At 40.8% G+C, this 22,989-nt stretch carries 24 protein-coding genes and 1 pseudogene; 16 read left to right on the top strand and 9 right to left on the bottom strand.

The genetic code is table 11. The annotated features are described in order from the left end of the window. Window positions 1-98 precede the first annotated feature (98 nt). From QMA13_RS31500 to QMA13_RS31480, 5 genes are all read left to right on the top strand, one after another. Window positions 99-1,259, top strand: a complete 1,161-nt coding sequence (locus QMA13_RS31500) for an ADP-ribosylglycohydrolase family protein (RefSeq protein ID WP_282937583.1) — start codon at window positions 99-101, stop codon at window positions 1,257-1,259. A gap of 64 nt (window positions 1,260-1,323) precedes the next feature. Next, window positions 1,324-3,381 carry an ADP-ribosylglycohydrolase family protein gene (locus QMA13_RS31495; protein WP_282937582.1) on the top strand — a complete coding sequence of 686 codons (2,058 nt, stop codon included), beginning with the start codon at window positions 1,324-1,326 and terminating at the stop codon, window positions 3,379-3,381. 4 nt (window positions 3,382-3,385) lie between these two features. After that, a complete protein-coding gene (rbsK, locus tag QMA13_RS31490) occupies window positions 3,386-4,282 on the top strand; it encodes a ribokinase (RefSeq protein ID WP_282937581.1) in 897 nt (298 codons plus the stop codon). A gap of 466 nt (window positions 4,283-4,748) precedes the next feature. After that, window positions 4,749-7,397: a lipase/acyltransferase domain-containing protein gene (locus QMA13_RS31485; protein WP_282937580.1), complete on the top strand. Its 2,649-nt coding sequence runs from the start codon at window positions 4,749-4,751 to the stop codon at window positions 7,395-7,397. A gap of 22 nt (window positions 7,398-7,419) precedes the next feature. Continuing rightward, window positions 7,420-7,992 carry a hypothetical protein gene (locus QMA13_RS31480; protein WP_282937579.1) on the top strand — a complete coding sequence of 191 codons (573 nt, stop codon included), beginning with the start codon at window positions 7,420-7,422 and terminating at the stop codon, window positions 7,990-7,992. Window positions 7,993-8,493: 501 nt separating this feature from the next. On the opposite strand, the gene QMA13_RS31475 is transcribed toward QMA13_RS31480, so the two are convergent. Together QMA13_RS31475 and QMA13_RS31470 are read right to left on the bottom strand one after the other, a co-directional pair. Then, window positions 8,494-8,805 carry a hypothetical protein gene (locus QMA13_RS31475; RefSeq protein WP_282937578.1) on the bottom strand — a complete coding sequence of 104 codons (312 nt, stop codon included), beginning with the start codon at window positions 8,803-8,805 and terminating at the stop codon, window positions 8,494-8,496. A gap of 827 nt (window positions 8,806-9,632) precedes the next feature. Beyond that, a complete protein-coding gene (locus tag QMA13_RS31470) occupies window positions 9,633-10,955 on the bottom strand; it encodes an IS4 family transposase (protein ID WP_282937577.1) in 1,323 nt (440 codons plus the stop codon). Between the two features lie 505 nt (window positions 10,956-11,460). Here QMA13_RS31470 and QMA13_RS31465 point away from each other — a divergent pair. Then, on the top strand, window positions 11,461-11,646 hold the full coding sequence (locus tag QMA13_RS31465) for a hypothetical protein (RefSeq protein WP_282937576.1): 186 nt from the start codon (window positions 11,461-11,463) through the stop codon (window positions 11,644-11,646). 81 nt (window positions 11,647-11,727) lie between these two features. After that, window positions 11,728-12,180 carry a hypothetical protein gene (locus QMA13_RS31460; RefSeq protein WP_282937575.1) on the top strand — a complete coding sequence of 151 codons (453 nt, stop codon included), beginning with the start codon at window positions 11,728-11,730 and terminating at the stop codon, window positions 12,178-12,180. A gap of 364 nt (window positions 12,181-12,544) precedes the next feature. Here QMA13_RS31460 and QMA13_RS31455 read toward each other — a convergent pair. The 4 genes and pseudogenes from QMA13_RS31455 to QMA13_RS31440 form a co-directional block, all read right to left on the bottom strand. Beyond that, window positions 12,545-12,712: pseudogene (locus QMA13_RS31455) on the bottom strand (recombinase family protein); the annotation flags it as partial. Between the two features lie 15 nt (window positions 12,713-12,727). Next, entirely contained in the window at window positions 12,728-12,880 is a 153-nt protein-coding gene (locus QMA13_RS31450) for a recombinase family protein (protein ID WP_282937574.1), read from the bottom strand. 44 nt (window positions 12,881-12,924) lie between these two features. Then, entirely contained in the window at window positions 12,925-13,149 is a 225-nt protein-coding gene (locus QMA13_RS31445) for a recombinase family protein (RefSeq protein WP_282937573.1), read from the bottom strand. Window positions 13,150-13,234: 85 nt separating this feature from the next. Further along, complete coding sequence (locus QMA13_RS31440; RefSeq protein ID WP_282937572.1) at window positions 13,235-13,402, bottom strand: hypothetical protein; 168 nt, start codon at window positions 13,400-13,402, stop codon at window positions 13,235-13,237. A 584-nt stretch (window positions 13,403-13,986) separates the two neighbouring features. On the opposite strand from QMA13_RS31440, the gene QMA13_RS31435 reads away from it, so the two are divergent. The 7 genes from QMA13_RS31435 to QMA13_RS31405 all read left to right on the top strand — a co-directional run bounded on the left by QMA13_RS31435 (window position 13,987) and on the right by QMA13_RS31405 (window position 20,232). Continuing rightward, window positions 13,987-15,621: an abortive infection family protein gene (locus QMA13_RS31435; RefSeq protein ID WP_282937571.1), complete on the top strand. Its 1,635-nt coding sequence runs from the start codon at window positions 13,987-13,989 to the stop codon at window positions 15,619-15,621. A gap of 727 nt (window positions 15,622-16,348) precedes the next feature. Continuing rightward, window positions 16,349-17,074 carry a hypothetical protein gene (locus QMA13_RS31430; RefSeq protein WP_282937570.1) on the top strand — a complete coding sequence of 242 codons (726 nt, stop codon included), beginning with the start codon at window positions 16,349-16,351 and terminating at the stop codon, window positions 17,072-17,074. Between the two features lie 532 nt (window positions 17,075-17,606). Continuing rightward, window positions 17,607-17,984: a restriction endonuclease gene (locus QMA13_RS31425; RefSeq protein ID WP_282937569.1), complete on the top strand. Its 378-nt coding sequence runs from the start codon at window positions 17,607-17,609 to the stop codon at window positions 17,982-17,984. Window positions 17,985-18,004: 20 nt separating this feature from the next. Next, complete coding sequence (locus QMA13_RS31420; protein WP_282937568.1) at window positions 18,005-18,400, top strand: hypothetical protein; 396 nt, start codon at window positions 18,005-18,007, stop codon at window positions 18,398-18,400. 18 nt (window positions 18,401-18,418) lie between these two features. Continuing rightward, window positions 18,419-19,114, top strand: a complete 696-nt coding sequence (locus QMA13_RS31415; RefSeq protein ID WP_282937567.1) for an MrcB family domain-containing protein — start codon at window positions 18,419-18,421, stop codon at window positions 19,112-19,114. Next, the gene (locus QMA13_RS36760; RefSeq protein ID WP_481858061.1) at window positions 19,074-19,685 is read left to right on the top strand and encodes a DUF6602 domain-containing protein; all 612 of its coding nucleotides are present in this window, start codon (window positions 19,074-19,076) and stop codon (window positions 19,683-19,685) included. The genes QMA13_RS31415 and QMA13_RS36760 overlap by 41 nt, the downstream gene beginning before the upstream one ends. Window positions 19,686-19,938: 253 nt before the next feature. Then, the gene (locus tag QMA13_RS31405) at window positions 19,939-20,232 is read left to right on the top strand and encodes a hypothetical protein (RefSeq protein WP_282937565.1); all 294 of its coding nucleotides are present in this window, start codon (window positions 19,939-19,941) and stop codon (window positions 20,230-20,232) included. 159 nt (window positions 20,233-20,391) lie between these two features. Here QMA13_RS31405 and QMA13_RS31400 read toward each other — a convergent pair whose 3' ends face one another. Next, complete coding sequence (locus tag QMA13_RS31400; protein ID WP_282937564.1) at window positions 20,392-20,721, bottom strand: helix-turn-helix domain-containing protein; 330 nt, start codon at window positions 20,719-20,721, stop codon at window positions 20,392-20,394. 386 nt (window positions 20,722-21,107) lie between these two features. Here QMA13_RS31400 and QMA13_RS31395 point away from each other — a divergent pair, with 386 nt between their 5' ends. Both QMA13_RS31395 and QMA13_RS31390 read left to right on the top strand, forming a co-directional pair. Continuing rightward, a complete protein-coding gene (locus tag QMA13_RS31395; protein WP_282937563.1) occupies window positions 21,108-21,353 on the top strand; it encodes a hypothetical protein in 246 nt (81 codons plus the stop codon). Window positions 21,354-21,489: 136 nt separating this feature from the next. Further along, window positions 21,490-21,747, top strand: coding sequence for a hypothetical protein (locus QMA13_RS31390; protein ID WP_282937562.1), 258 nt, complete (start codon window positions 21,490-21,492; stop codon window positions 21,745-21,747). A gap of 440 nt (window positions 21,748-22,187) precedes the next feature. Here QMA13_RS31390 and QMA13_RS31385 read toward each other — a convergent pair whose 3' ends face one another. Both QMA13_RS31385 and QMA13_RS31380 read right to left on the bottom strand, forming a co-directional pair. Next, the gene (locus tag QMA13_RS31385; protein ID WP_282937561.1) at window positions 22,188-22,412 is read right to left on the bottom strand and encodes a hypothetical protein; all 225 of its coding nucleotides are present in this window, start codon (window positions 22,410-22,412) and stop codon (window positions 22,188-22,190) included. A gap of 105 nt (window positions 22,413-22,517) precedes the next feature. Next, window positions 22,518-22,907 carry a DUF8051 family protein gene (locus QMA13_RS31380; RefSeq protein ID WP_282937560.1) on the bottom strand — a complete coding sequence of 130 codons (390 nt, stop codon included), beginning with the start codon at window positions 22,905-22,907 and terminating at the stop codon, window positions 22,518-22,520. Window positions 22,908-22,989 lie beyond the last annotated feature (82 nt).

The raw sequence follows: 22,989 nt of genomic DNA, 5'->3' as shown, positions 1-22,989 counted from the left end.
TGGCATGCTTAGAAGTGGTAAGACAGAATCAGATAAAAAAGCTGTGGAGTGTGGGGCTTTCGGCTTCGCACTCCCGGTATGGATAGGAGAGCAGGCTCATGATTTCTTTTGCAGACCGGGTCAAAGGAGTAGTCTTCGGTACGGCCTTCGGCGATGCGATGGGGGCAGTCGTAGAGAAAATGACCCATGCCCAGATCAAAGAAAAATACGACCGAATCGAAACGGTAAGGACGAAGTGGTGGAAAGCAGATTGGCCGGACACGTCGCGGCTCGGCAGAATGAGAGGGCAGGGCATCGTGACGGACGATACGCTAATGACGCTGGCGCTGATGAACGTATACTGCACGGAGCGGCGCCATCTAGACGCGTACGATATGGCTAATGAATTTGTGAAGGAAATCGGGTTCCGTCCAAGATATATTCCGGAATTCGGACGGGAAGCGCTCATTCTGGATCGATTGTTTTATCCTGAAAAGCATATTTTCAATCGGCATGTGCTGGCGAACTGCGAGCCGCGCGAGGGCGGCTACGGCAATATGGTCAACTGCGGAGCGGCCATGTACATTGCTCCTATAGGAATAGTGAATGCGTGCAATCCGAAGGCGGCTTACGATGAAGCGATCCTGTTCGCCTCTGGCCATCAGCTGAGCTATGGACTGGAAGCAGCGGGCGTACTGGCGGCCTGCGTCGCCAAGGCATTCGAGCCGGGAGTGAGCGTCCAAGATATCTTGGACACGGCGCTTTGCTATGCGAAGGACGGGACGAAGCGAGCGATTCAGGACGTGTGCAAGAGAGCGTTGGAGCTGCGCTCCGAGAAGCAGGACCGGAGCAAGGTCGTGCAGGCTTTGCACGAGGCGATGACTCCGTACTCTCCGATGGGTGACGACGTCAACCGCAGCATCGACAAGCTCGGTATCCCGTCAAACCACTACACGCCGAGCCGACTGTTTTCGATCGAGGAGCTGCCGCTAGCACTTGGCTACATCGTGCTGCACGACGGCGATCTACTCGAAGCTGTAAAAGATGGCGTCAGCTCCGGCCGTGACACAGACTCCATCGGTGTCATGATCGGCGCGATTCTGGGAGCGATGCAGGGTGTGCAGGCGATTCCAGCTGACGAAATCGCAGCCTTGGAAGAAGCGAACAAGCAGGACTTTGAAACGCAATGCAACCGATTCATCGAAGCGGCTTCGGCCATTATTCAAGAAGATATTCAATTCTGCCAGCGCAGACAACAGCAGCTCGGCTCAATACAATAAAGGCGGTGGACTCATAGTGATTCCTTCAAATTATTTAGAAAAAGTGTACTCTGGCTACTTAGGCATGAATATCGGCATCCGATTGGGTGCCCCGGTCGAGCCAACCATTTGGACTTATGAACGTATACAAAATACTTACGGTGAAATTACCGATTACGTTAAGGAATTCAAAAACTTCGCGGCCGACGACGATGCGAACGGTCCGTACTACTTCCTACGCGCACTCTATGACGATGCCGTGGATCGAGATGTGACTCCGAACGATGTCGCTCGCGCTTGGCTGAACTATGCCCGTGAAGGTGTCGGGATGTTCTGGTGGGGCGGCTACGGTGTCAGCACCGAGCATACCGCCTTCATTAACTTGAAGAACGGCATTCCGGCCCCACAAGCTGGTTCTATCGAGCAGAATGGACTCATCATCGCCGAACAGATCGGCGGACAAATTTTTATCGACACATGGGGGCTCGTTAATCCAGGCAACCCTAAGAAAGCCGCCGACTTCGGCGAAGCCGCAGCTCATGTATCCCATGACGGCGAAGGCGTACTGGGTGCGAGATTCTTCTGCGCGGCGATTGCCCAAGCGTTCCTAACCTCGGATATTAACGAAATTATTGAAGCAGGACTCGCGCAAGTTCCTGCGGATTCGCTCTACGCACAGGTGGCTAGAGCGGTGCTGGCGTTCCACGCCGAGCATCCAGGCGACTTCCGCGCCTGCCGGGATATGCTGGAAAGAGACTGGGGCTATGACAAATACAAAGGCGTCTGCCATATCATCCCGAACGCCGGCGTCTGCGTCCTCGCGATGATCTACGGTCAAGGCGACTTCAACCGCACCGTCGAGATCGCAACCATGTGTGGCTGGGATACCGATTGCAACGCAGGCAACGTCGGCACTGTACTAGGCGTAGCCGTAGGACTGGAAGGCATCGCGGACAAATACCGCAAGCCGATCAACGACTCTATCGTGATGTCGGGTATCTCCGGTTATCTCAACATTCTGGACATTCCGAGCTATGCCAAGGAGCTGACGATTCTCGGCTACCGTCTGGCGAAGGAGCCTTGCCCGCAAGAGCTTCAGGACAGCTTCAAGGAGAACGAAATCTACTTCGACTTCGATCTTCCAGGCTCGACACATAACATTCGCGTGTCCGATCCGTTTTACTGCCAAGCGCGTCATTCCACGGAAAAAGCGTTCAAGGGAACCGGCTCCCTCGAAGTGGTTTTCGATCGCATGGTCCGCGGGGAGAAATCCAAAGTGTTTTATAAGCCATTCTATACCCGCGATGACTTCAGCGACGAGCGTTACTCTCCGACCTTCGCGCCGCGCGCCTATTCCGGCCAGAAAGTGTCGATGAATATCTTCCTTGACCAATGGAGCGGCAATGAGACGATGGGCATCGCTCCTTACGTCCGCTTAGCCAAGAGCAAGAAGGAGCTTGTTCAAGGTTATATCAAGCTCGTAAATCAAGAATGGATTCATGTCGAATTCGACATCCCGGATTCAGAAGGCGAACTGATCGACGAAGTCGGCATCGTGCTCGAGGCCTACTCGACGCGTAAGCCGAAGAGCCTCGGTCGCGTCTTTATCGACGAATTCCGCATCTACGGCAAAGCGGATTACAGTATCGATTTCAGCAAGCAATCCATGGACTTCGGCTGCGTGACACCTTTCGCCCACAACCACGGCGCTTGGAGCCTGGTCGACGGAGCCATGTACCTGATGACTGCCGAGCCTAGCGAGGCATATACAGGCAGCTACTTCGCGCAGGATTACTCCGTGTCGGTGAAGATCAACCCGCAGATCGGCGACTCGCATCTCGTAGCCATCCGCGCCCAGGGCGCTATGCGTGGTTACCACGCAGGCTTCGACGGCAAGGATCAAGTCGCGATCTATATCAACGACTTCGGATACAAGAAGCTTGTATCGACCAGCTATGCTTGGCAGTTGAATAAGGAATATGATCTCAAGGTGACGGCGCAAGGGAATACGATTACGCTCAGCATTAACGGCGAGCAAGTGCTGACACACACAGATGATACATGGGGCTATGGCATGTACGGCGTGAGCACGCTCGGCGTGGCGAGATCTTATTACAGTGATATTCGAGTGACGGAGATCTAGGCCAATGGGAAAAATTATTGTCCTGGGGAGCGCGAATATGGATATGGTGATGCTTACAAGCCGCATTCCAGAAATCGGTGAGACGATGCAGGGAGAGGGCTTCTTCCTCTCCCCCGGCGGTAAAGGAGCCAACCAAGCAGTCGCCTGCGCCAAGATGGGCGCCAATACCTGGTTCATGGGCAAAGTCGGCGATGACCTCTTCGGCCAGTCTTTGCTTGACGGCCTCTCGGGCTATGGGGTACACACCGACTACTTGATGCGTGAGCCGAACGTCACGACAGGCGTCGCCGCTATTACCGTGCTGAATGGAAATAACAGCATCATTCTGGATGGCGGGGCTAATAACAACGTCACACCGGATTATATCCGCGGCTATGAGCAGGAGCTTCTCTCCGCCGCTGCCGTTATGCTGCAGCTGGAGATTCCGATGGAGACGGTATATGAAGCGGTTCGTATGCTCAAGGGCAAGGTGCCGATTTTCTTGAATCCGGCGCCAGCTGTGCCGTTAGATGACGACATTCTGCGCGGCGTGGACTACTTCACGCCGAATGAAATCGAGTGCCGCGTATACACGGATGTGGAGATACGGAGCGCTGACGATGCTCTCCAAGCTCTGGATGTTTTGCGCGGCAAAGGGATTCGTTACCCTCTCATTACGCTAGGAGAGAAGGGGATCGTGTACTTTAACGGGACCGAGAATGTGTATAGAGAGGCTCGCAAGGTGGTGGCTGTTGACACCACCGCGGCAGGGGATACGTTCTCTGGGACACTGGCTGCGATGATTATCGCGGGTAAGAGTATGGATGAAGCGGTGGATCTGGCGCAAAGTGCTTCGGCTATTGCTGTCACACGGTTAGGAGCCCAGGAAGCGATTCCTGGGGTTGGGGAGATTTTGGGGTAGTGAAAGAGGTAGGAAGCCATCCTTCGTTTTCGGAGGATGGCTTTTGTTGTGGAATTCTCAAAGTATTTTTTTAGGAGCTTTAGAGTGCAAGAAAATCTGCCACAAAAGAAATCTCGCTTTTCTTATGCTCGTTCCGTTTACGCATGATTTACTCCCTTGATAGATTTGGGCGACGGCGTCGTTAGCATCAGTGTCTGCACGGATGTAAACATCGACGTCTACGTCTATCCTAATGCACTGTTTCCGTCAAGTGGATGGTTTATCGGGAAACTGTGAATGCACCTAAAACTACCAGTCATTAAAACACAAGTAAAGCCTTAAGGCATGGGGGAAGAAGGCTCAAAAGAGTCGTTGGCTATAAAAATAATTACAAAAAGAAGCCGATTGGGAAGAAAGTTCTAAAAGAATCTCGGTTCCTCTTAGAGTTGCGAAAGTCCATGAATTATGTATAAAAATATTATTAAATATGGTAGATTTATCATATAAAAAAGAAATATGGAAGGTGTTTAAATTGAAACGACAAATAATAGTGGTACCTGGAATTATGGGGAGCGTCTTGCAAAACAAATCAGTAAAAGTTTGGCCACGCAAGGTCGTTGACTTACCCCTACTTGATTATTACGAGCAATACCTAACCTTAAATGAAGATAATGATGGCGATCATTTTAGAGCAGTGAGTGTTTTAGGGCTTACATATGGTAAAATAATAGGGGATCTTAAAGAAAAAGGTTATATCGTTAGTGAGCTTTTTTATGACTGGAGAAAAAATAACTTAACTCAAATAGAGAGATTTGAACAAGAAATACTAGATGCAGACGCAGATGAGATCACAATTATTGCCCATAGTATGGGAGGCATAATAACTAAGCTTTTTTTGAATTCAGATTTAAGTGACAAGTGGCGAGGAAAGATTAAGAGAATTATTACATTAGGGACGCCTTGGCTTGGATCTCTAGATGCTTATAAAACTTTAAATTTCGGGAAATCAATTCCTGAAGATGGAATTTTTCAGGGAATAGTAATTACTGATAAGGCTTCGAAATTTATCTCACCTTCTTTTCCAAGTGTATTTCAATTGTTACCTAACGAAGAATATTTCAAAAAAGCACTAATTCAAGATGAACCAATATTAGTTTTTAGAAATGACAGGACCAATATATATTCTTCCGAAGAAGCATTTGATGAATTAATACTACCGATCTTCGATATGTATCATCATGATTATCAAGAAGTAATTGAAGATTTTCACAAAGCATTAATTAAACCTTTAGATATTGAACATCATGAGGTGATTGGTGTTGGTTCTTTTACGCTTGCTGGAATCGAAGAAAATGAGCTAAACGAGCATTTGGGTGATTTTAGAAATGGTGATGGTACTGTAACAATTTTCAGTGCAATGTCCGAGAATTCCTATAAATATTTTGTACCCAAAGTAAAACATCACGCACTCCCAAATAATCGGTGTGTAATAGAACTAATTTCAAAGATATTGAATGAGGACGAGGTTACTGAAAACGAAGAAATTATCCTAAGTGTTGAGAAAGTTAAAGAAACTGGCTTTACTGGTAAGGTAGTGAGAATTGCATGTCCAGTAATGGTGAATATTCTGGATGATAATGGGAATTCTATTTATGGTCATATTGAAGCTATTGATGAGCAAAGTTTTGAGGGAATTCTATACGACCAAAAAGCACAAGTATATACTATAGGAAAAACAATTTATGTATTATACGAAGAATACCAATATGAAAACAAAGAGCAAAAGCTTATTATAGAAGCTTACGCAGAGGGGCCAACCTCTATAGCAGTTGAAAATTTTAAGAATGGTCGAATGAAAGAATCCGGTTCGGGCTCATTTAAAACCTTTAATATTAATCTAAACAAGACTGTTGAATTAGTAATAAGTGAAGTAACTGCCGATGTTAAGGCTATAATAAAAGAAAATGAACACATAGAAGAATTAGAACTTAAGCCTATACAAGCACGCAACACTGTAGAATTAATCTTTCCAAAGACAAAGTATAGATTGTCCTTTGAACAAGGTGTGTTTAGAGAGGATAAAGATATATACTTGTGTACGGGTAGATCATACCTATATCTAGAAGAAGTTTGCCGGGGATCTTTTGATATCGATAATACTTTTTATTCAATTAATGGTGAAAAATTTAATATAATGACTTTTGAAGAAACTGAATTAATGTTAAAACCCGGAATGAACAAAATTTTGATTTACTCTAGAGATATTCAAGGAAATACCGAAGATTATAATGAACTTTCAATTTTCTATTTAAAAGAATTAGAACCAGTTGTCGAGTTTGAATTTTATACACATCAGTTTAAAGTAAAAGTAAAACCTAACCGCTACTATTTTATTTTAAATCATCAATACGGCATTGAACTTCCTGAAATAACCATGAGATTTGATAATGATAATGATGTTTACGGTGAAGATATAATTTATAATAATTTGGAAAGAATTATGACTATAACATACGATACCCTTTTAGGGGATTTGAAAAAAGAAAGTGAATATAAAATTATAGAAAAGGATATAATATCCGTTTTTGAAGGTACTATTGAAGAAAGTAAAATCCATGAAGTATTATTTAACCTCCATTTGGATGAGGACATCTATTGTAGGATTACCAAAAGATTAGGAGGAAGACCATACACAACTATCAATGAGAGAAACATAAAAAATTTCAAAAATATAATCTTAAGGGGAATATCTACTTCAGCAGTATTCTATAACAATATTGACTATACGGTTTCCTTCCATAACTTAGACGAGGACTTTACGATACCAAACTCACAGGAATCGTATAGCTTTTATTTTAAGGTCTTCGATAAAGTTGGGGTAGAAAGGAAAACTTTGAATTTATCAGCTTTGCTTTATATAAAAAATAGATCAGAATCTTTATTTGACGAAGCCGAAATTGTATTTAATGAAACAACGAATGTATATGAAGGAAGTTTCAGCATAAAGTTTATTGAGGAGACAGTAAAGGAGTTCCAGTCAAATGAAATTCAAAATCTAGAGCTCCATATAGTGGATTCAGACCATAATACAGTTCTTAGAATACAACAAATAAAAGTCCGATACATTCATAAGTAAAGTTTGGAGGGGGTAAAGAAGAATGGTGCTTATAATGACAGTTAATGTGACAATACTCATTATACTCTTTACCCTTTATAGAATTCAGAAAAAGAAGTTAAGTGCTTCTTTATTTTTTGATGTCACTGTTCTAAATTACTTTAAGTACTTAATTACGCCTTCAGTACTTGTTATAATAAATGTTTTTTTAAATATTTTTTATTCATGGACATATTGGTACACTATCGTTGTACCAGTTATTGTTTTTATATTTATAGTTTTTAAGGAAACGTACCTAGAAACCCATAACTTAAAGAAAATGAACCAATTTGAAATAGAAATAAAACAAATAATAAAAAATGAGCTTGCTAATTATAATCTGCACCTACAAATAGATGAAGATATTACTGTTATTTATCACAGAAATGAAAATAAAAAAGGAATCCAAGTGTATATAAAGTCAGATGATGTTACAGATGTTCTACATTCTTTTCGAATAAAGTTAAAAGAAATGCTACAAAAGTACTACAATACATATGAGATCTCAGTATACGTTGAAAAAAATAGGAAAAAAAAAGACCTTAAAGTGCTAACAGTTAAAATAATTAATCAATAATAGACTTTATCAATATTCAGATACCAAAACCCTTTCAAAAAGAGGGTTTTTAAGTTTATTTGTATCCCGTTAAATTAATATGTGTAAATCATTTTGGATCTGTCTACCACTATGATGGTTACTTTTAACTACTAAGCCTCTCCCAAGATCCAGTATAGTACTGTAAAGAGAGCAAAGGCCTAAGCTATCGCCCCAATAGATTATCTCGGGTACTAAATGAATTTTCAACTGGGAAAGCAGTTGACGCAGATCATCTTCTGTGACGGTTGCTTTTTCGTTTATGGATTGTCCCCAGTTATTTGCAGCTCGATGCCCTCAAGGCTCTTTTTAGCCTTATTTATCTTCTTTTATCTAGCTTCTTTGGACCGTTGGAACTACTTGGTGTTACTTTGGTATCATCCCCTTCAAGTAGACACTCAAAAAAGTCCGGATGATATCATGAGGATAGAGTGAACTTGGAGGGGATTTTGGTATGACTAAAGAAGGACAGACATTTCAAACTTACGGAGAAAGGTTTAAACCGAATGTAGTGAAATACTCGGTGCCGTACCTGGGCTGCCTATCTTGCTTATGGGCTCCCTTGTATTCGCTGTGTCTATGGGCTAGGATGCTCTTTTCCAATCGAGCATGGAGTTCGATTTGCAGGTCTTGTTGCATGCGATGGATTGTCATTAGAGCATCTTCGACGGTTAAAGTGTCTAGTTGTGTGCCGTGCCTATGTACACTTTGCAAGATGTCAAGTGTCTCGATGCGTCTGCACAGTTGATTTTCTCCGGTTACGAGTTTTTCGTACACTTCTAATATTTCACTCATATTAAGTCACCTCCCGAGGACAAAACAGCTTTCTTGTCTCTCTGGTTCATTTTTTTCGGCTCTTAGGCAGATTTCAACAGGTTGGATAATTTGTTGAGGCCTCGATATTCACAGAATTCCTTGAACTATTTCGGTATGCAGAGCAAGAAGTGATTGTTTATTACACCATATCCACTTAAAACTATTTTGCAAATAGGAATTTCGAGGATTATAATGTAAATAGGGACTGTTGTCCCTACACTAAACTACGGGTAAGTTCCGTAGGCTAGTGCAGTTTGAGGAGGACTCATAATAACGTGAGTCAGCTAAATACCCCTAGTTTGGGGCCAGAGGACACCAAACTAGGCTTGGTGAATGCACTCGTTACGAGTGGAGGAGACGGCCAAGCAATTTGGCCAATAGGTATTGTGGAAGAGCAGGTAATAAATTTTCTACAAGGGTGTAATTAAAAATTATGTTCTGCCCTAGTCTCGGTACGTACCCCATGAAACCATGGAGGTTACGTATGAGAATGAAACGGAAGAACACAGGAAAGATACGTGATTATGCCGTTCAGTACGCGATAGGTGTAGCAACTGGCTTAACTGTAGGCTTATTGCTATACTTCATTCAACGGCTGTGGTAATAATCGCGTAACGAAAAGGAGGGGAGTGCGCACCAATGTCATTAAGTTAAGCTAAGAGAAAAGATCGGGAAAACAAATGAAATCCGAGAAACGGCATGGGAAAAAGTCCTATGCCGTTTGTTTTTTGTGCAAGCAAGGAAAAAAGCGTACAGCAAACAAAGCGGATGGCATATCCGCTTAAAAAATGTTCATGTGAACCGAATTATGCTACTCTATAAACGAAGCTAACGACTGATTTCGAGCGGATTTTGCGCGTATTCTTCTGCCCTGGGCGAATGGGTCGAATCGGCAAAATGTTTTTGCGAATCAGCGCTTCAACATCGGGCAGGGGTTCATCGTCCCGTGAGCGCAGGAAATGTCTACAAACATGAACGGCGACCGTGAAGTTGACTTGGTAGGAGTGCCGTTTATCCATTTTCGAAATGACGACGTGCGAGGTCATCATTTCAGCGAAATTGTACATGATCATTCTTGCGAAAATCTCTTGGACGATGGACTCTTGTCTCTTTGCGTGAAAATGCGTCAGACCGACGGTGTATTTTAATGCCCTAAAAGAAGTTTCAATGCCCCATCGCATGTTATAAATGGACTTGATTTCATCGGGTGGGAAATCAGCGGCAGAAAGATTCGTAATGACGGTTTCATAAGCGCCACTGGGCAAGACGAAACGAACAACCCGAAAGGAAATCGGGTAAAACAAGTTCTCCTGCAAATCCAAAAAATCAAATGTAGACGTGGAAGGGACGAACTTGTACATCTCGGGACGAGCCTTAACCGCTTTGGTTTGTTTTTTGGTGAGGGTCAGATGAACGTCCCAATCAAACGCTCCGCTAGTAGGCAAACGCAAACCCGAAAGAATACCATTGGACTCCAAATCCTTTACCCGTATAACATAGTTCCAACCTTTGCGTTCAATATGCGCGAAATTGTTGTAACTTTCATAACCGCGATCGGCAATCACAATGGTTTTGCCCTTGATGGGGGAACGGTCAACCATAGTAGCCAGCGCCCTTCCCTCGTTCCACAACCTTCGTGGCTGAACAAGGGCATCCACGTAAAGTCTGTTGCACAAGTCATAGGCTGCGTTCAAGTGCAGAAGGTTAAAGCCTTTCGTGTTCGGTTGACTTTGAAAATAGGTGTCCGTTTCCTCAGAGTCCGTTGCGATATGCAAATCCGAGCCGTCAACGGCAAGTAATCGATACCCTCGGTAGCACTTGATATCCGCATACGATTGCGTAAATGCGTGAAACAAGAATTCCACAGCAGACGGCAGGATTTTATTTCTTTGTTGGACAAAAGCAGAAGTGGTTGCAGTGTTTACGTCATAGCCCTGCGATTCCAAGAGTTCCTTATAGATGCTGTTGCCTCCCATGGAGATCAGGAGCTGCATAACCGTTTCAAAGGGCAGCTTTTTCTTACGGGTAAAATCCTTTTCAGGATTTTTGACATAAGGTGCTGGTGCAGCTGACATTTCTCGTATGAGGGATGTCAGCGTTTTTTTAAGCGAATTCGCGTACGTATCCATTAGCGAAACCTCCTCGTTTTTTCAAGGGGCTTCGCCACATACTTTCAACTACTTGTCAAGTCTTATTTGAAAATTCGCACAAAAAAGAGCAGGCTATCTTTTCGATAGCCTGCTCTTTTTCTTGATTTTGGCCCTGCGCCTTAACTTAATGACATTGGAGTGCGCACCCCCTCTTTTTTGCATTTCGCTGCCGAAGCATCAAGCGCGGTGAACCATACCATAAGTGACGGCGAAAAATTTTGTTGTGGAAAGCTTCGTAAAGGCATATGGAATATCTTGATTAAAAGCCTCTAAAACATTTTGTTTTAGGGGCTTTTAGTTCTTTGTGACTGCCATGATAACCACAATTTTCCAAGCTTATGTTATTATATATAGATAGTGAGCGGCACTTTGGAAATCATGAATATCGCTGAATTTGGTTTGTTCGCGAAGTTCGTGATTAAGACGTTAGCCGAAATTAATGTTTTGAAGAATAATACGAAATAATTGATAGGATGATCAATCTATGAGTATTAGTGAAATCGTTAGCATGATCTCAAGTATAGCAGCTGTTTTTGCAATAATAATTTCTTTATTTAATGTTAGAGAATTAGTTAAGCAAAGAAAACAGACAATCGTCCCTGAATTAATATTTAAGGAAGGTAAGTTTAGCATCTTTAATGGATCAAATACACCGATTCCATTAAGGTAGGTTGGTACAAATATGAGTAGCAACATCGAGGAGGCATTTGCCCTAGAATGTTTCAACATAGGCCTCGGTTCATGTAAGAATGTGAAACTTTCATGGATTTATGATGTAGAGCCAATCATTGATAAGATTCTAAGAAATAATAATGAAAAAGCATATCGTATTAATTATTATAAGGAAACTCAGACCATTGAAATTAAAATGGTAACTCGCGAGTTTATTTCTAGTCACTTTGACTTACAAAGTAAAGCAGAGTACATCTTACCTGTTAGTATAAATAAAGAATCTAACAAGTTTAGTTTGCCAATGAGTTATCACGTTCTGTGTTGTATTTTATTGGAGTTGTACCTTTCTCAAAATAATAAGGATGAATCTTTTCTTGATTGGCCGACTCTTAAAGTAGAGGCAAGTTATGAAGACGTATCAGGTAACAAATATAAACGCTCAATGAATTTAAAGCCTAAAGTAATTGATGTAAAAAAAATAAAGAACGATATGGAACCATGTGCTAGGGGATGGTTTGAAGTAAGTTTGTAAGGTATTCAAGGAAGCCATTAACTTCACCTTACACTATATTCACGCATCGGGCCATTCGGCCCTCGGTCCGTAAGAGGCATTCGAGAGGGAGTATCAGAGGACAACGCTGATGGGATTTCGAATGCTGAGAACGTTATACGACATACTTGTAAAAGCTATGGCTGTAAATATATTAACTGCAATTATCGATTTAACTGGGGTAGTTATTGGTGGTTGCTTTAGCTTTAGGGGAAGCAAAAGCGCTACTGAGGATAGCATAAGGGCTCAATCTTTAATTTTTGAGCAAACAAAAGAACTAGCACAGAAGAAGGAGAATGAAAAAAAGAGAACCTGTAATCGTTGCGGCGCTAATCGCCCTTTCAGGCTTTCCGCTAATCCCGGCATCTACATACTCGTCGTAAATTTCTTTCCCGTTCCTTCTACAATAGTCGCGTAATGTGTCGAGCTGGGCATCGATGCTGTAGCCTTGCTCGGCTTGTTCCTCGGTGCTAACTCGGGCATAGATAGCGACTTTAATGGGCTTGTTGGTCATGGTGATCTTCCTTCTTTAATTCTCAAATATGCTCTCTTTAAGCTCCAATTCGGTTATTGCCACAATCATTTGGAGAATGAATTTACCGGTTGGTGTACGGTTTTCAAATTTCTCCGCAATGGATCGAAAGCTAACATGTTGTTTATCAAGCACGTGTATGATGTTCATAACATCAAGCTTATTTCGAGCCAGTCGGTTGATCTTCCATACGATCACCTCATGGAACAACTGCTTCTCCCGCGTCTTTTAACAAGCGTTGAAGCCCATCGCGGTCTTTCCATGTTAAACCCGCTTGCTCCTTCGTCCACATACTCCGCATAAATCTCCTTCCCGTTCTCCTCACAGTAGGCACGTAAAGCTTTGAACTGCTGGTCGCTTCTTTCCTGCCCTTGATTGGTACGCGCATAGATGGCTACTTTCGTTTTATTGGTTATCATGATGGATACACTTCCTTTTCGTATTCAGATAGTTAAATGCTTAATGGCCGATGTACCTTGAATCTGTATTTCGGATATTTCGCGGTCAGTGCTCTGGATAAACCCACGGAGCAAGGCGTTTCGACTTTAGTACACTGCGGACTTCTTTCAGTGATACTGCGCTGACTGCAAGTTCAGCGAGCTTCGATTCAAGCTGGCGCTGGTTATTCTGCAAGGCCGCTACATCGGTTTTTATAGCGTTGATTTTCTCCATGAGCTCCACATGCCAGATGAATCCATCCTCGAATAGCTCGAAACAGCGCCGTTGATGTCTTTCCAACTGTTTTAGACTCGTAGCGGTCTGCGCTAGCTGTTCCCGTAAAGGCGGTTCGGCTTCCTTGCTCCTGCGGTTAATGTGCGTAACGTTGTTTCTGAATATAATAGGGGTACAAAAACCGTTGATCACGTATGTGCTACATGTGGGGAAGTTGGTTGGGGTAAGAATTGGCCGGAAGAAGAGGCCCAACAATAAACTCAAAGATAATTAACAGATAGTTTAGGAACTGTGGAGAATATACGAATTCAACAAAGGAGCATGCTGTGGCAGCTCCTTTTCAATTTCCGTTATAAACGTTATTTCAGCGTGATAACTGACACTCGCGAACCTTTACTCTACTACTCTATGTACTCCAATAAAGTGAAGGATTAGGAAAACACTTAAGCATACATACAATTTAAACAGTATCTTCCAATACGAACGTAAGTTTGTTATGCTAGTCATATATTTAGATATAAGCAATGGGATAACCACTTAAAACTCAAATTCATAACATGATTGGATAATAGCGGGGTATACATATGAAAGTTAATAAAATAATGGCACAAATGAATGAGTTCGGTGAAAATTCTCGAAAAGTTAACTTAAATCAACTTCGAGAAGAAATTGAAAAAGATAAGTGGGATGTTCGTAAACTTGGGATCCCATACAATAAAACGACTGCTGAATATTACATATCATTTGAAAAAATTGCATCCGCTTTTAGAAATATTGTAAAGAGATATGTGAAGCAAAGATTACTTGAATACGATTCAGTGACATTTACAACCACTAACCGCGATGTTCTGGGGTTAACCCCATTTTTTAAATTCATAGTAATCAAATATCCAGAATGGAACGACTTAAATCTCTTGAGTCGAAAAGATGTTGAACAATATATAAGGTATATTCGCAATCAACCATTAGGTGGTTTTAATTCCCAACAAGGGATTTTAATGACAGATGATAGTATTTGGAGATATATAAGTACGCTAGAAAATTTTTTGTATTTTATTCAAACACACGAATGGAGTGAAGCTCCGTATAAACCAATCCGTAACTTAATCTATCAAGAAGATCGACCTAAAATTAAACCCAAGGATATTCATGACTATAAGTATTTGAGCGACTATGTATGGAATCAGGTTCTTGAAAAGATCGAAGCTCTTAACACGAATTATCGACTAATTGTGCTATTGTTAGAGGCAACTGGGTTTAAAGCAAATGAAGTACTGACAATAAAAATCGATGCACTTGTTAACAAAGATAATGGATATTGGATTAAAAAGGATAAGAGGGATAACGGGTTACACTACGTTCCAATACAGAATGAAGAGTTGGTTAAAGAACTCATTGTTCATCAGCAATTGATTCAAAAATTATTTCCTGAAGAATTAAATCCAGAGCAGTTAATGTTTCTAACATTAGAGGGAAAGTCAAAAGGAAAACCGATATTAAGAATAAATCTTTACAGGAATTTGCAAAAGTTTGCGGAAAGATGCTCAATAAAGAATGAACAAGGGGAGATATATAAATTTAATTGTAACGAATTTCGTCATCGTTTCGGGGTCAATTTGGCTAAACAAGGATTGGGTGTTCAAGAAATTCACAATCTATTAGATAATGTTACGCCACTCATGGCCGTTGCCTACTGTAGGATTGCAGCTAGCGAGGGCTCAACGGAGGCTGCCTGGGGGAGAAATACTGCTCCATCTGATGATATTATTGGTAGTACTTTTAGCAATAATGTAAACACACAATATATTCAAGAAGCGTGGACCAAGGCATTAGAGAGAAGAAGTACAGATCCGGAAGGCGCAATTACAATTGCTCGCACTCTATTAGAAATCGTTAGTAAGTTCATATTGGATCATGAGGGGATAACATATGATGATAAATCGGATATACATCAACTGTATAAAGCTGTGCAGTCTGTATTAAATTTGGCCCCAGATAGCCAGCACGAAGCTATTTTTAAACAAATACTTGGAGGTTGCACATCAGTTGTTATTGGCATAGGGTCTCTTCGAAACAAACTAAGTGATGCACATGGGAGAAGCTATAATACACCCGCCCCAACAAATAGACATGCACAACTTGCTGTAAATCTGGCTGGGTCAATGGCTGACTTTTTATTCTCAACTTGGGAAGAGACTCGTAAAAGTATTGATAAATAGAGTAATCCTAAGAAAGGAGATGCCGGGGCAAGCTCCTTTTTATCTTTCGCCGATAGACCCGTTAAGCTGAAGCTTATCACAAATAGTGGTAAATCGTCTTTGAAGGACTGTTGTTCTCTTTGTGTCTGTAAGAAGAAATCTGATTTGCATTTGGTTGAATTTTCCTGCATTTTTGAGGGTTTTACCCCAAATTGCAGAGGGTGAAACATGGGGTGAGAGAGCAGAATTGAGGGTGAATGGGATGGTCGGTACACACAGGTGCATAATTTTCCAGATAAAATCGCCTTTTTGAAAAACGGCCTCTTATAAGAAAAATATTTATTTCATAATTAGGATGAACGAATGGTCAATGAAAATAAATTGGGTCAAATCCCGGGATATAATCGAAAACATAATCTCCATTTTTCTTCGAATTCGCCGATTTTCTGTGTTGTCCATTTTATGGATTTAGTGTTATATTTAAGGTGATAAATTTGCATAGAGGGGTAATGAAGAATGTATATTATGTGTTATGACTTGACGTGCCCGCATTGTAACCATGAATTTGGTAGAAGCTAATATCGAACGCGGATTCAGTGAAAACGAGGATATGGATTGTCCAAAATGTAAAAAACATGTTGCCAATATCTGGGCTGACATGGGATGTGAGATCGTGGAATCTAAACACGCGGCTCCCAGCACAATAAAATGAATGAGATTTAAGAGAGTCCCATAAGGAGAATGCTCCATGGATACGATTGTTATTGTTTCTACTGTGCTTATCACCCAATTCTTACTAGGGCTGTTTATAAAAAATTACCTACCTTCTTACATGAATGAGAAAGGTAAGAATCTGGCTACAAAAGAGGATATTCAAGAAATTACAGATAAAGTTGAGAGTACTAAATTTGTTTATAATTCGCAGCTCGAAACATTCAAAACAGATTTAATTAAAGATTTGGAAGTATTTAAGGATTATCAAAAGTTCAAAAGGGAATATAGCTATTCTCAATTTAAAGAACTTTATGTACACTTGTATGGAATAATTGTTCAATCGGAATATCTAAGGTATTTCTTTCAAATCGAAAAAAACGTTCCTTTCATTGAATTGCATATTAGGAACAAATCACAGGTATATAATATTCAAGCAATGTCAGTGGAAGATAAAGAAGAAGCCATATCTAATTTAATTACTGAATTTAATAAGATACAGATTGTATATAAAATTATTGATAGCAGCATGTACGCTTCTCAAAGTTTATTGAAAAAAGCTGTGTCCTATAGGTTCGTAAGTGAGTTCTACACAGATTCAACCATTGAGAAAGAACTACTTGATAAGTACAAGGATGAAGAACTAAAACTCATATCTGAGATTGTTCAGCTAATTGTAAAAGAGACAAATGAACTGCGAAAAATTTGCGAAATGGATTATAATGATGAAGAACTCAAGACAGGTATTTTACAGCTAAATTAGAATATATTATTCATTGCACTCGCAGCAGAGGGTGCTTTTTATTTTCCAGACTTAATCAACAATGCTTTACACCTTACTTTTCTTTATCAATCAACTTCTGAAAAATCACCAAAATCTCAGAATCCAGCCTATAGGCAGGGTTCTTTTTTATTCATTTCAATTTCTGGATAATTTGTAGGAATTTATCCATCTGTGTCGAAATGCTTATAAACAATACCAAAATGGAGTGTGACTAATGGCACGGACGTATCGAGCAGAAGGAAGACAATTGGCCTATTTACTACGAGGGTTTTTAGCTCTCATAGGCCTGGCGGTGTACTACTATACTGGCCTTAGAAATGTATGTTGGGCACTCCCAGCAATTTTAATAGTAAGCTTCTTTATTGCAGAAATTTGTGGAGAACTGTGGACAAGGAAACGCAGAAGTGAGAAGAAAATCTCTACCACAAAAAGTAGGAATCCTTCAGCAGCTAAGACTCAACAATTGAAATCAGCCTCGTCGAGTAGAACAAAACTGTCTGACCTTGATCTCTTGAAAGCTAGTGTACACACGTTGTCCGGAACTGATTTTGAAAGATTAATGGAGCTTTATTACAAAGACCAAGGGTACCAAGTTCAGCGTGTAGGTGGCCCAGGTGACCACGAAGTGGATTTGATCCTGAAGGGGAAAGAAGGCTACAAAATAGCCGTCCAATGCAAACGCTGGAAGCAGGATGTAGGCAACGATATCGTACTAAGGCTAAAATCTGGCAAACAGGTTCATGGATGCTACGATGCGTGGATTGTTACGACAAGTAACTTCACTAAAGCGGCTAGAGAAGCTGCGGACAAGCTGAATATCCAATTAATCAACGGATTGATGTTGGATGATCGACTTAAGAGTTGGAAAGCCAAAAGAGGAGTTTCTTAAATCATTGGAGGTTATGGCGTATGGCAAGAAGAAGAAAACAATCAATCTCAACATTTTTGGTTAGTGCGCTAGGGTTCTTAGCTATGTGTAAAGCATTTTTATGGATAATGGAATATCAGGTCCTGCATGTCCCGATAAATATGCCCGAGTTGAATTATGCCATCATCGCTGTACTAGTCGCATTATTACTTCGAGTCGGATTTGTTGTATCGATAGCACAGCGTAAGAAGAAGGTAGGCTTTGAACATGTTGCGAATGGGCCAAGCTCAACAAGCTCCCCTAGTGCAAATGATCTTAATATGTGCGTAACATGCGGTAAAACCGTAAGCGACAAAGTAAAGCAATTCTGCTTGAGCAAACCAGACCGATTCCAGGGCCAAATCTATTGCTTCGATCATCAGTCTAACCATAGATAATAATTTTGGAGGATCAAAATGTCATTACCAGAAATGCTATTGGGGATTTTCAGAAGTAAGCAGAAATCATACAAAATGGTACTCATCCTATCTTTATTAGATGAACTATCCAATCAACAAGCTTCCGTTGTGCCGCTCAAGGATGTGAAGGAGCGGTTTTTGGCATTTTACCAGAAACGGGAGCGAGAAGGGCTTGTAGTAGAAATGCCTCCTGTGAAGTCATCGAATTCTTGGAGTCACATGACTTTGGGACAATTGAATTTAATCATTGGCAATCCAATAGATGCCTTATCCTCGGTGCTATCCATCGTAGACAACGGACAAGCCATCGGCTTTAGACAGGATGTCTGGGAAGAGATGAGATCCGATGTGATTGAAGAATTTCGAGAGTATGCTGAACGTGAGATCGAAGATTTTTATAGCAAAATGTCTAATCCCGTGCCTATTTCGCAGTTGCTCTCCAGAGTGCTTACTGAATACTTAGCTTCCAAGAGCCAACCTTTTGCAAAGCACCCCTTAGGAGAGTTTGTTCGACAAACAATTCCAAACCAATTAAGATCGTTATCCTTCATAGGTGAGCAATATAAGGTGCAAGGTTCTGTTGGACAAGGGAACTGGGCAGACATTCCCTGGATTGCCATTATGGATCCGCGCATTACAAGCACGACTCAGTATGGAGTTTATATTGCTGATGATGCCGTTAACCTGCAGTAAACAGCTTGATATTATTATTTACGATCAAGCTTCTCCGATTGTATTTGGTCATTCCAATTTCGTGATTATCCCACAGAAGTATGTAAAATCGGTTATTGAAGTGAAAACCAGCATAAGTGGAAGTAAATTTATCGATGCTCTTGAGAATTTGTATTCTGTTCAACGATTTATGAAGGTATCTTCGGATTCCACTTATTTTGGTATTTTTTCATATGGTTATCATAGCTTTTCTTCTGTAGGGCCTAACGAGGTCGCACGCAGATTAAAGAATAGAATGACTTCCTTTTATTTAGAAAAACGTGAAGAGCTTAGATCTAGCGATTTGGATTTTTTAAGATGCTGTACGGTAACGTCATTATGCTTAAATGGCAATATTTACGGGCTTCATTGGAATGGAGAACGGGAAAGGGGACCAGAATTCGGATTTTATAACACCAAGGAGCAAACGTTTAATTTTTTTCTTTCGAATCTATTAAATACTCTAGACAACGAGACCATACACGGTTCCAGGCCTCTATGGTACCCTACATCTAAAGAAAGCTCATTACTTTTGAAGGAAAGGTTGATATAAAAGTATTTTAGAATAAGAACTATAGGGAGCGACTTATTGGCGATCAGATGGCTAAGTATCTCGTCTAGAAGTACATGTTTGACTTCGCCGTGGGGTTGCCGAATTGAAAATAGAGACGAAAGAGTAACTAAAGGAAGGTGAGATAAGCATTGTTTGAAAGTTAAGGTGGATAATGAGCATGCGGACGTGCAAAACGGGTGAAGGAGTAACTTAAGATATTTTCTTGGTACTTTATAATGGGAGTAGGGATTGAATGTTTGCTTCAGTCATAACCAAGATATACCTCGCATTGAGCGGCTTCAAAAGCAATATCAAGAGCCTACCTGGGAAGCCTGAAGCATTTGAAGATGACAAGGTAACAGCCATTCGTGTTCATGTTGATGAGATGGCAGCACTATTAAATAATATTTCTTCGTTATTTGAAAGCGGTTTGGACGAAGAGGATCTTAAATGTACCATTCAAGCCATTGAAAGATTGCCTTTGAATCACTCCGTGAGGCTCACTTATAACGTTTTTATATTGATGAGCTTACGGGTTTATCTATGATTATGACTAAGGAACAGCCATCTATGGTTATTTTGTATTTTATAACAGAAGAAAGTCTTGCTCATGTCATACAAAATGTTTTGGAAGTTTTCCATACGTCAGTTGATGGAGCGATACATTGAATAAAGAATTCAAAAGCTGGCCCCAACGGAGCCAGCTTTAGTATTTTTCCTTAACCTTCCGATAAGTTACCAAAGTTTCCTTTATAAACTCGGCTTCTTCTTCCGTTAGGTCTTCTTTATTCCCAAGATATAATAAGACATTTTTATCCCCACCATTGTTGCTTTTGGGCTGATCAATTCTACCTAGTAAATAATCTATACTTACATCAAAATAATTCGCCAAAGTGATGAGTGTTTCAAAGTCAGGCTCTCGTTTTCCCTGCTCGTAATTAGCCAGCTGAGCCCTGGTAAATTTCAGGTGTTCCGCAAGTTCGTACTGGCTGATGCCTTTTTTATTTCTGATTTCTGCTAATCGTTTTCCAAACAAGCGATCACCTCCCCTTAACATTATAAGTAGTAAGAAATATCCAAACTACAAAAGACACAATAAGTCTCTTTTGGTTGACATTATGGGTACCGAATAATATATTTAAAAATGTAAAGACACATAATGTGTCTATAAAATATTCCGCATAGGTGATCCCCCTGAAATATTTCATCTCTAAGATACCTCTACAAGCAATCGAGAAATACATAGCCATAGAACCTAGCACCGATTTCTTTGATCTCATCATAACCATAGAAGCTGATGGAACACGCGGCGATGTCCTTTATAGACCTCACGGCGAAACAGGCCCGTATAAGGAACTAGATATTTGGTATGGCTCACTTCTAGACTACATAGAGGACACAGACCTCCTAAAATCGATACTTTTGCATCTAATTAATGATACCCGACGAGATATCCGAATCTATGAGGAACAGTTACTAGGATTGCCAGAAGAGGAGCTTGCTAAACGATGGGTGCATAGAAGTCTGACTTCTTACTACACCATATCCGTTCCTAGCCGTGGCGAAATGCTGAGGCGGCATATAGAGGAAGAGAAGAAGGACTTAAGGAGATATGAAAGAATGCTGTTTTATTTAGTGGTCTACGGAAGTTTGCCTACAAATCATTGACGACTGGAACCTCCATGCGTGGGCAGGTTCTTTTTTTGTGCAACCTCGTTGGAGAAAGAGATGAAATATTAGGCTTAACGAATTGGAAATTAAATTATGCTATACTAAATAAAAAAGTATGAAGGGGCTGCATGATATGAAATGGTCAGATATTTGCAATCATTACCCCAATCGTTTTGTTTTAGTAGAAGCAATCAAAGCGGTATCAAATAATCGATTACGGACTATAGAAGAGATGACTGTCGTGGAGGAGTTTGATAACCCAAACCAAGCTTGGGAAGGGTATAAAATCCATCATAAGGAAAGTCCTGAACGTGAGTTTTATGTTTTTCATACTAGCAACCCTAGTATAGAAGTTATTGAAGAATATTTTTCGGGGATTCGCAAGTCATGATGGAAATTAGGCTTGAAAATGGGCTTCCAATTGTATCGTTTCAATGCACGTACCAGGCCAAAACAATTGGAATGAGTAATGTACTATTTGACACAGGATGTGCCTCTACCATCTTTGATACGGATTTAATTGCTAACATTGGACTTTATTTAGATATGGTTAACGGGGCACCTAGGCGTATGTATGGTGTTGGCGGTGCCAGTGAATTGTGTTACGAGTAATCGGTTGAAGGGTTACATATTGGTTCTTTTATTTTACCAATGTTTAAAATCCAATTAGGTATGACGAGAGAGCCTTATGGGTTCGATGGAATTCTAGGTATAGATTTTATGACCGCTGTTGGTTTGAAAGTTGATTTCAAAAATATGAAAATTATTTGTAGCTAAACAATTTAATAGGTGAATTTTGTATATTAAAAGCTGGCCCAAAGGAACCAGCTTTTAATGTTTTTCCTTAACCTTCCGATTAACTAAAGCTTCCTTTAAAAACTCGGCTTCTTCTTCCATTAAGTCTTCTTTATTCCCAAGATAAAACAATACATTTCCATAATAATCCCCAACACTGTTGCTATTGGGCTGATCTGTTCTACCTAGTAAATAATCTATACTTCCGCCTGGTGATGAAGCAGGCACATGATAGAGGTCAAATCCAGCAGCAGCTTGCACCTATGATTCATCTAAATAAACAATAGCAACTTCTATCAACTAAATGGTCGAATGCCATTTCGGAAGTTGTCGAAACCGTAAAGAGAACGTACACGGTTCTCGTTCTTAAGAACCGACATGACCAATAGCAGTCACAAAGAGGAAAAGGAATACAGCCATTGATGTGTTAATTACTTCGAAAAGCATAAGCGGCTTAGACATTTTAGTCGGTGATTTTGGGAAAATACCAGCTAAATCGATAATGTACACGATAAAGTATAAAACAGCGATGATTTGAGCGATGAAAATGGCATGAGGATGTGATATCAACAAGAGATAGCACGCAATAAACGACGTAATTCCAAGTAAGATAAGAAACAGATTAAACCCCCAAAATACACCTCCTTTTAATTTTGAAAAATCTCTATTTTCAATCGGTCCTCCCGGAACCAATATCGCCAATAATGTTACATTTAAAAACACTAGTAAACTTGCCATGATCATAATATCTTGCATCGTTATCTCTTCCTCTCATCTATTAGTGTCTCAAGATTAACAGGAAGGAAAGAAAATGTATTGTAAAAAATCAGCATCTATG

The sequence above is a fragment of the Paenibacillus sp. RC67 genome (assembly GCF_030020805.1).
Classification (GTDB): Bacteria; Bacillota; Bacilli; order Paenibacillales; family NBRC-103111; genus Paenibacillus_S.
This window is presented reverse-complemented; position numbering and strand designations above follow the sequence as displayed.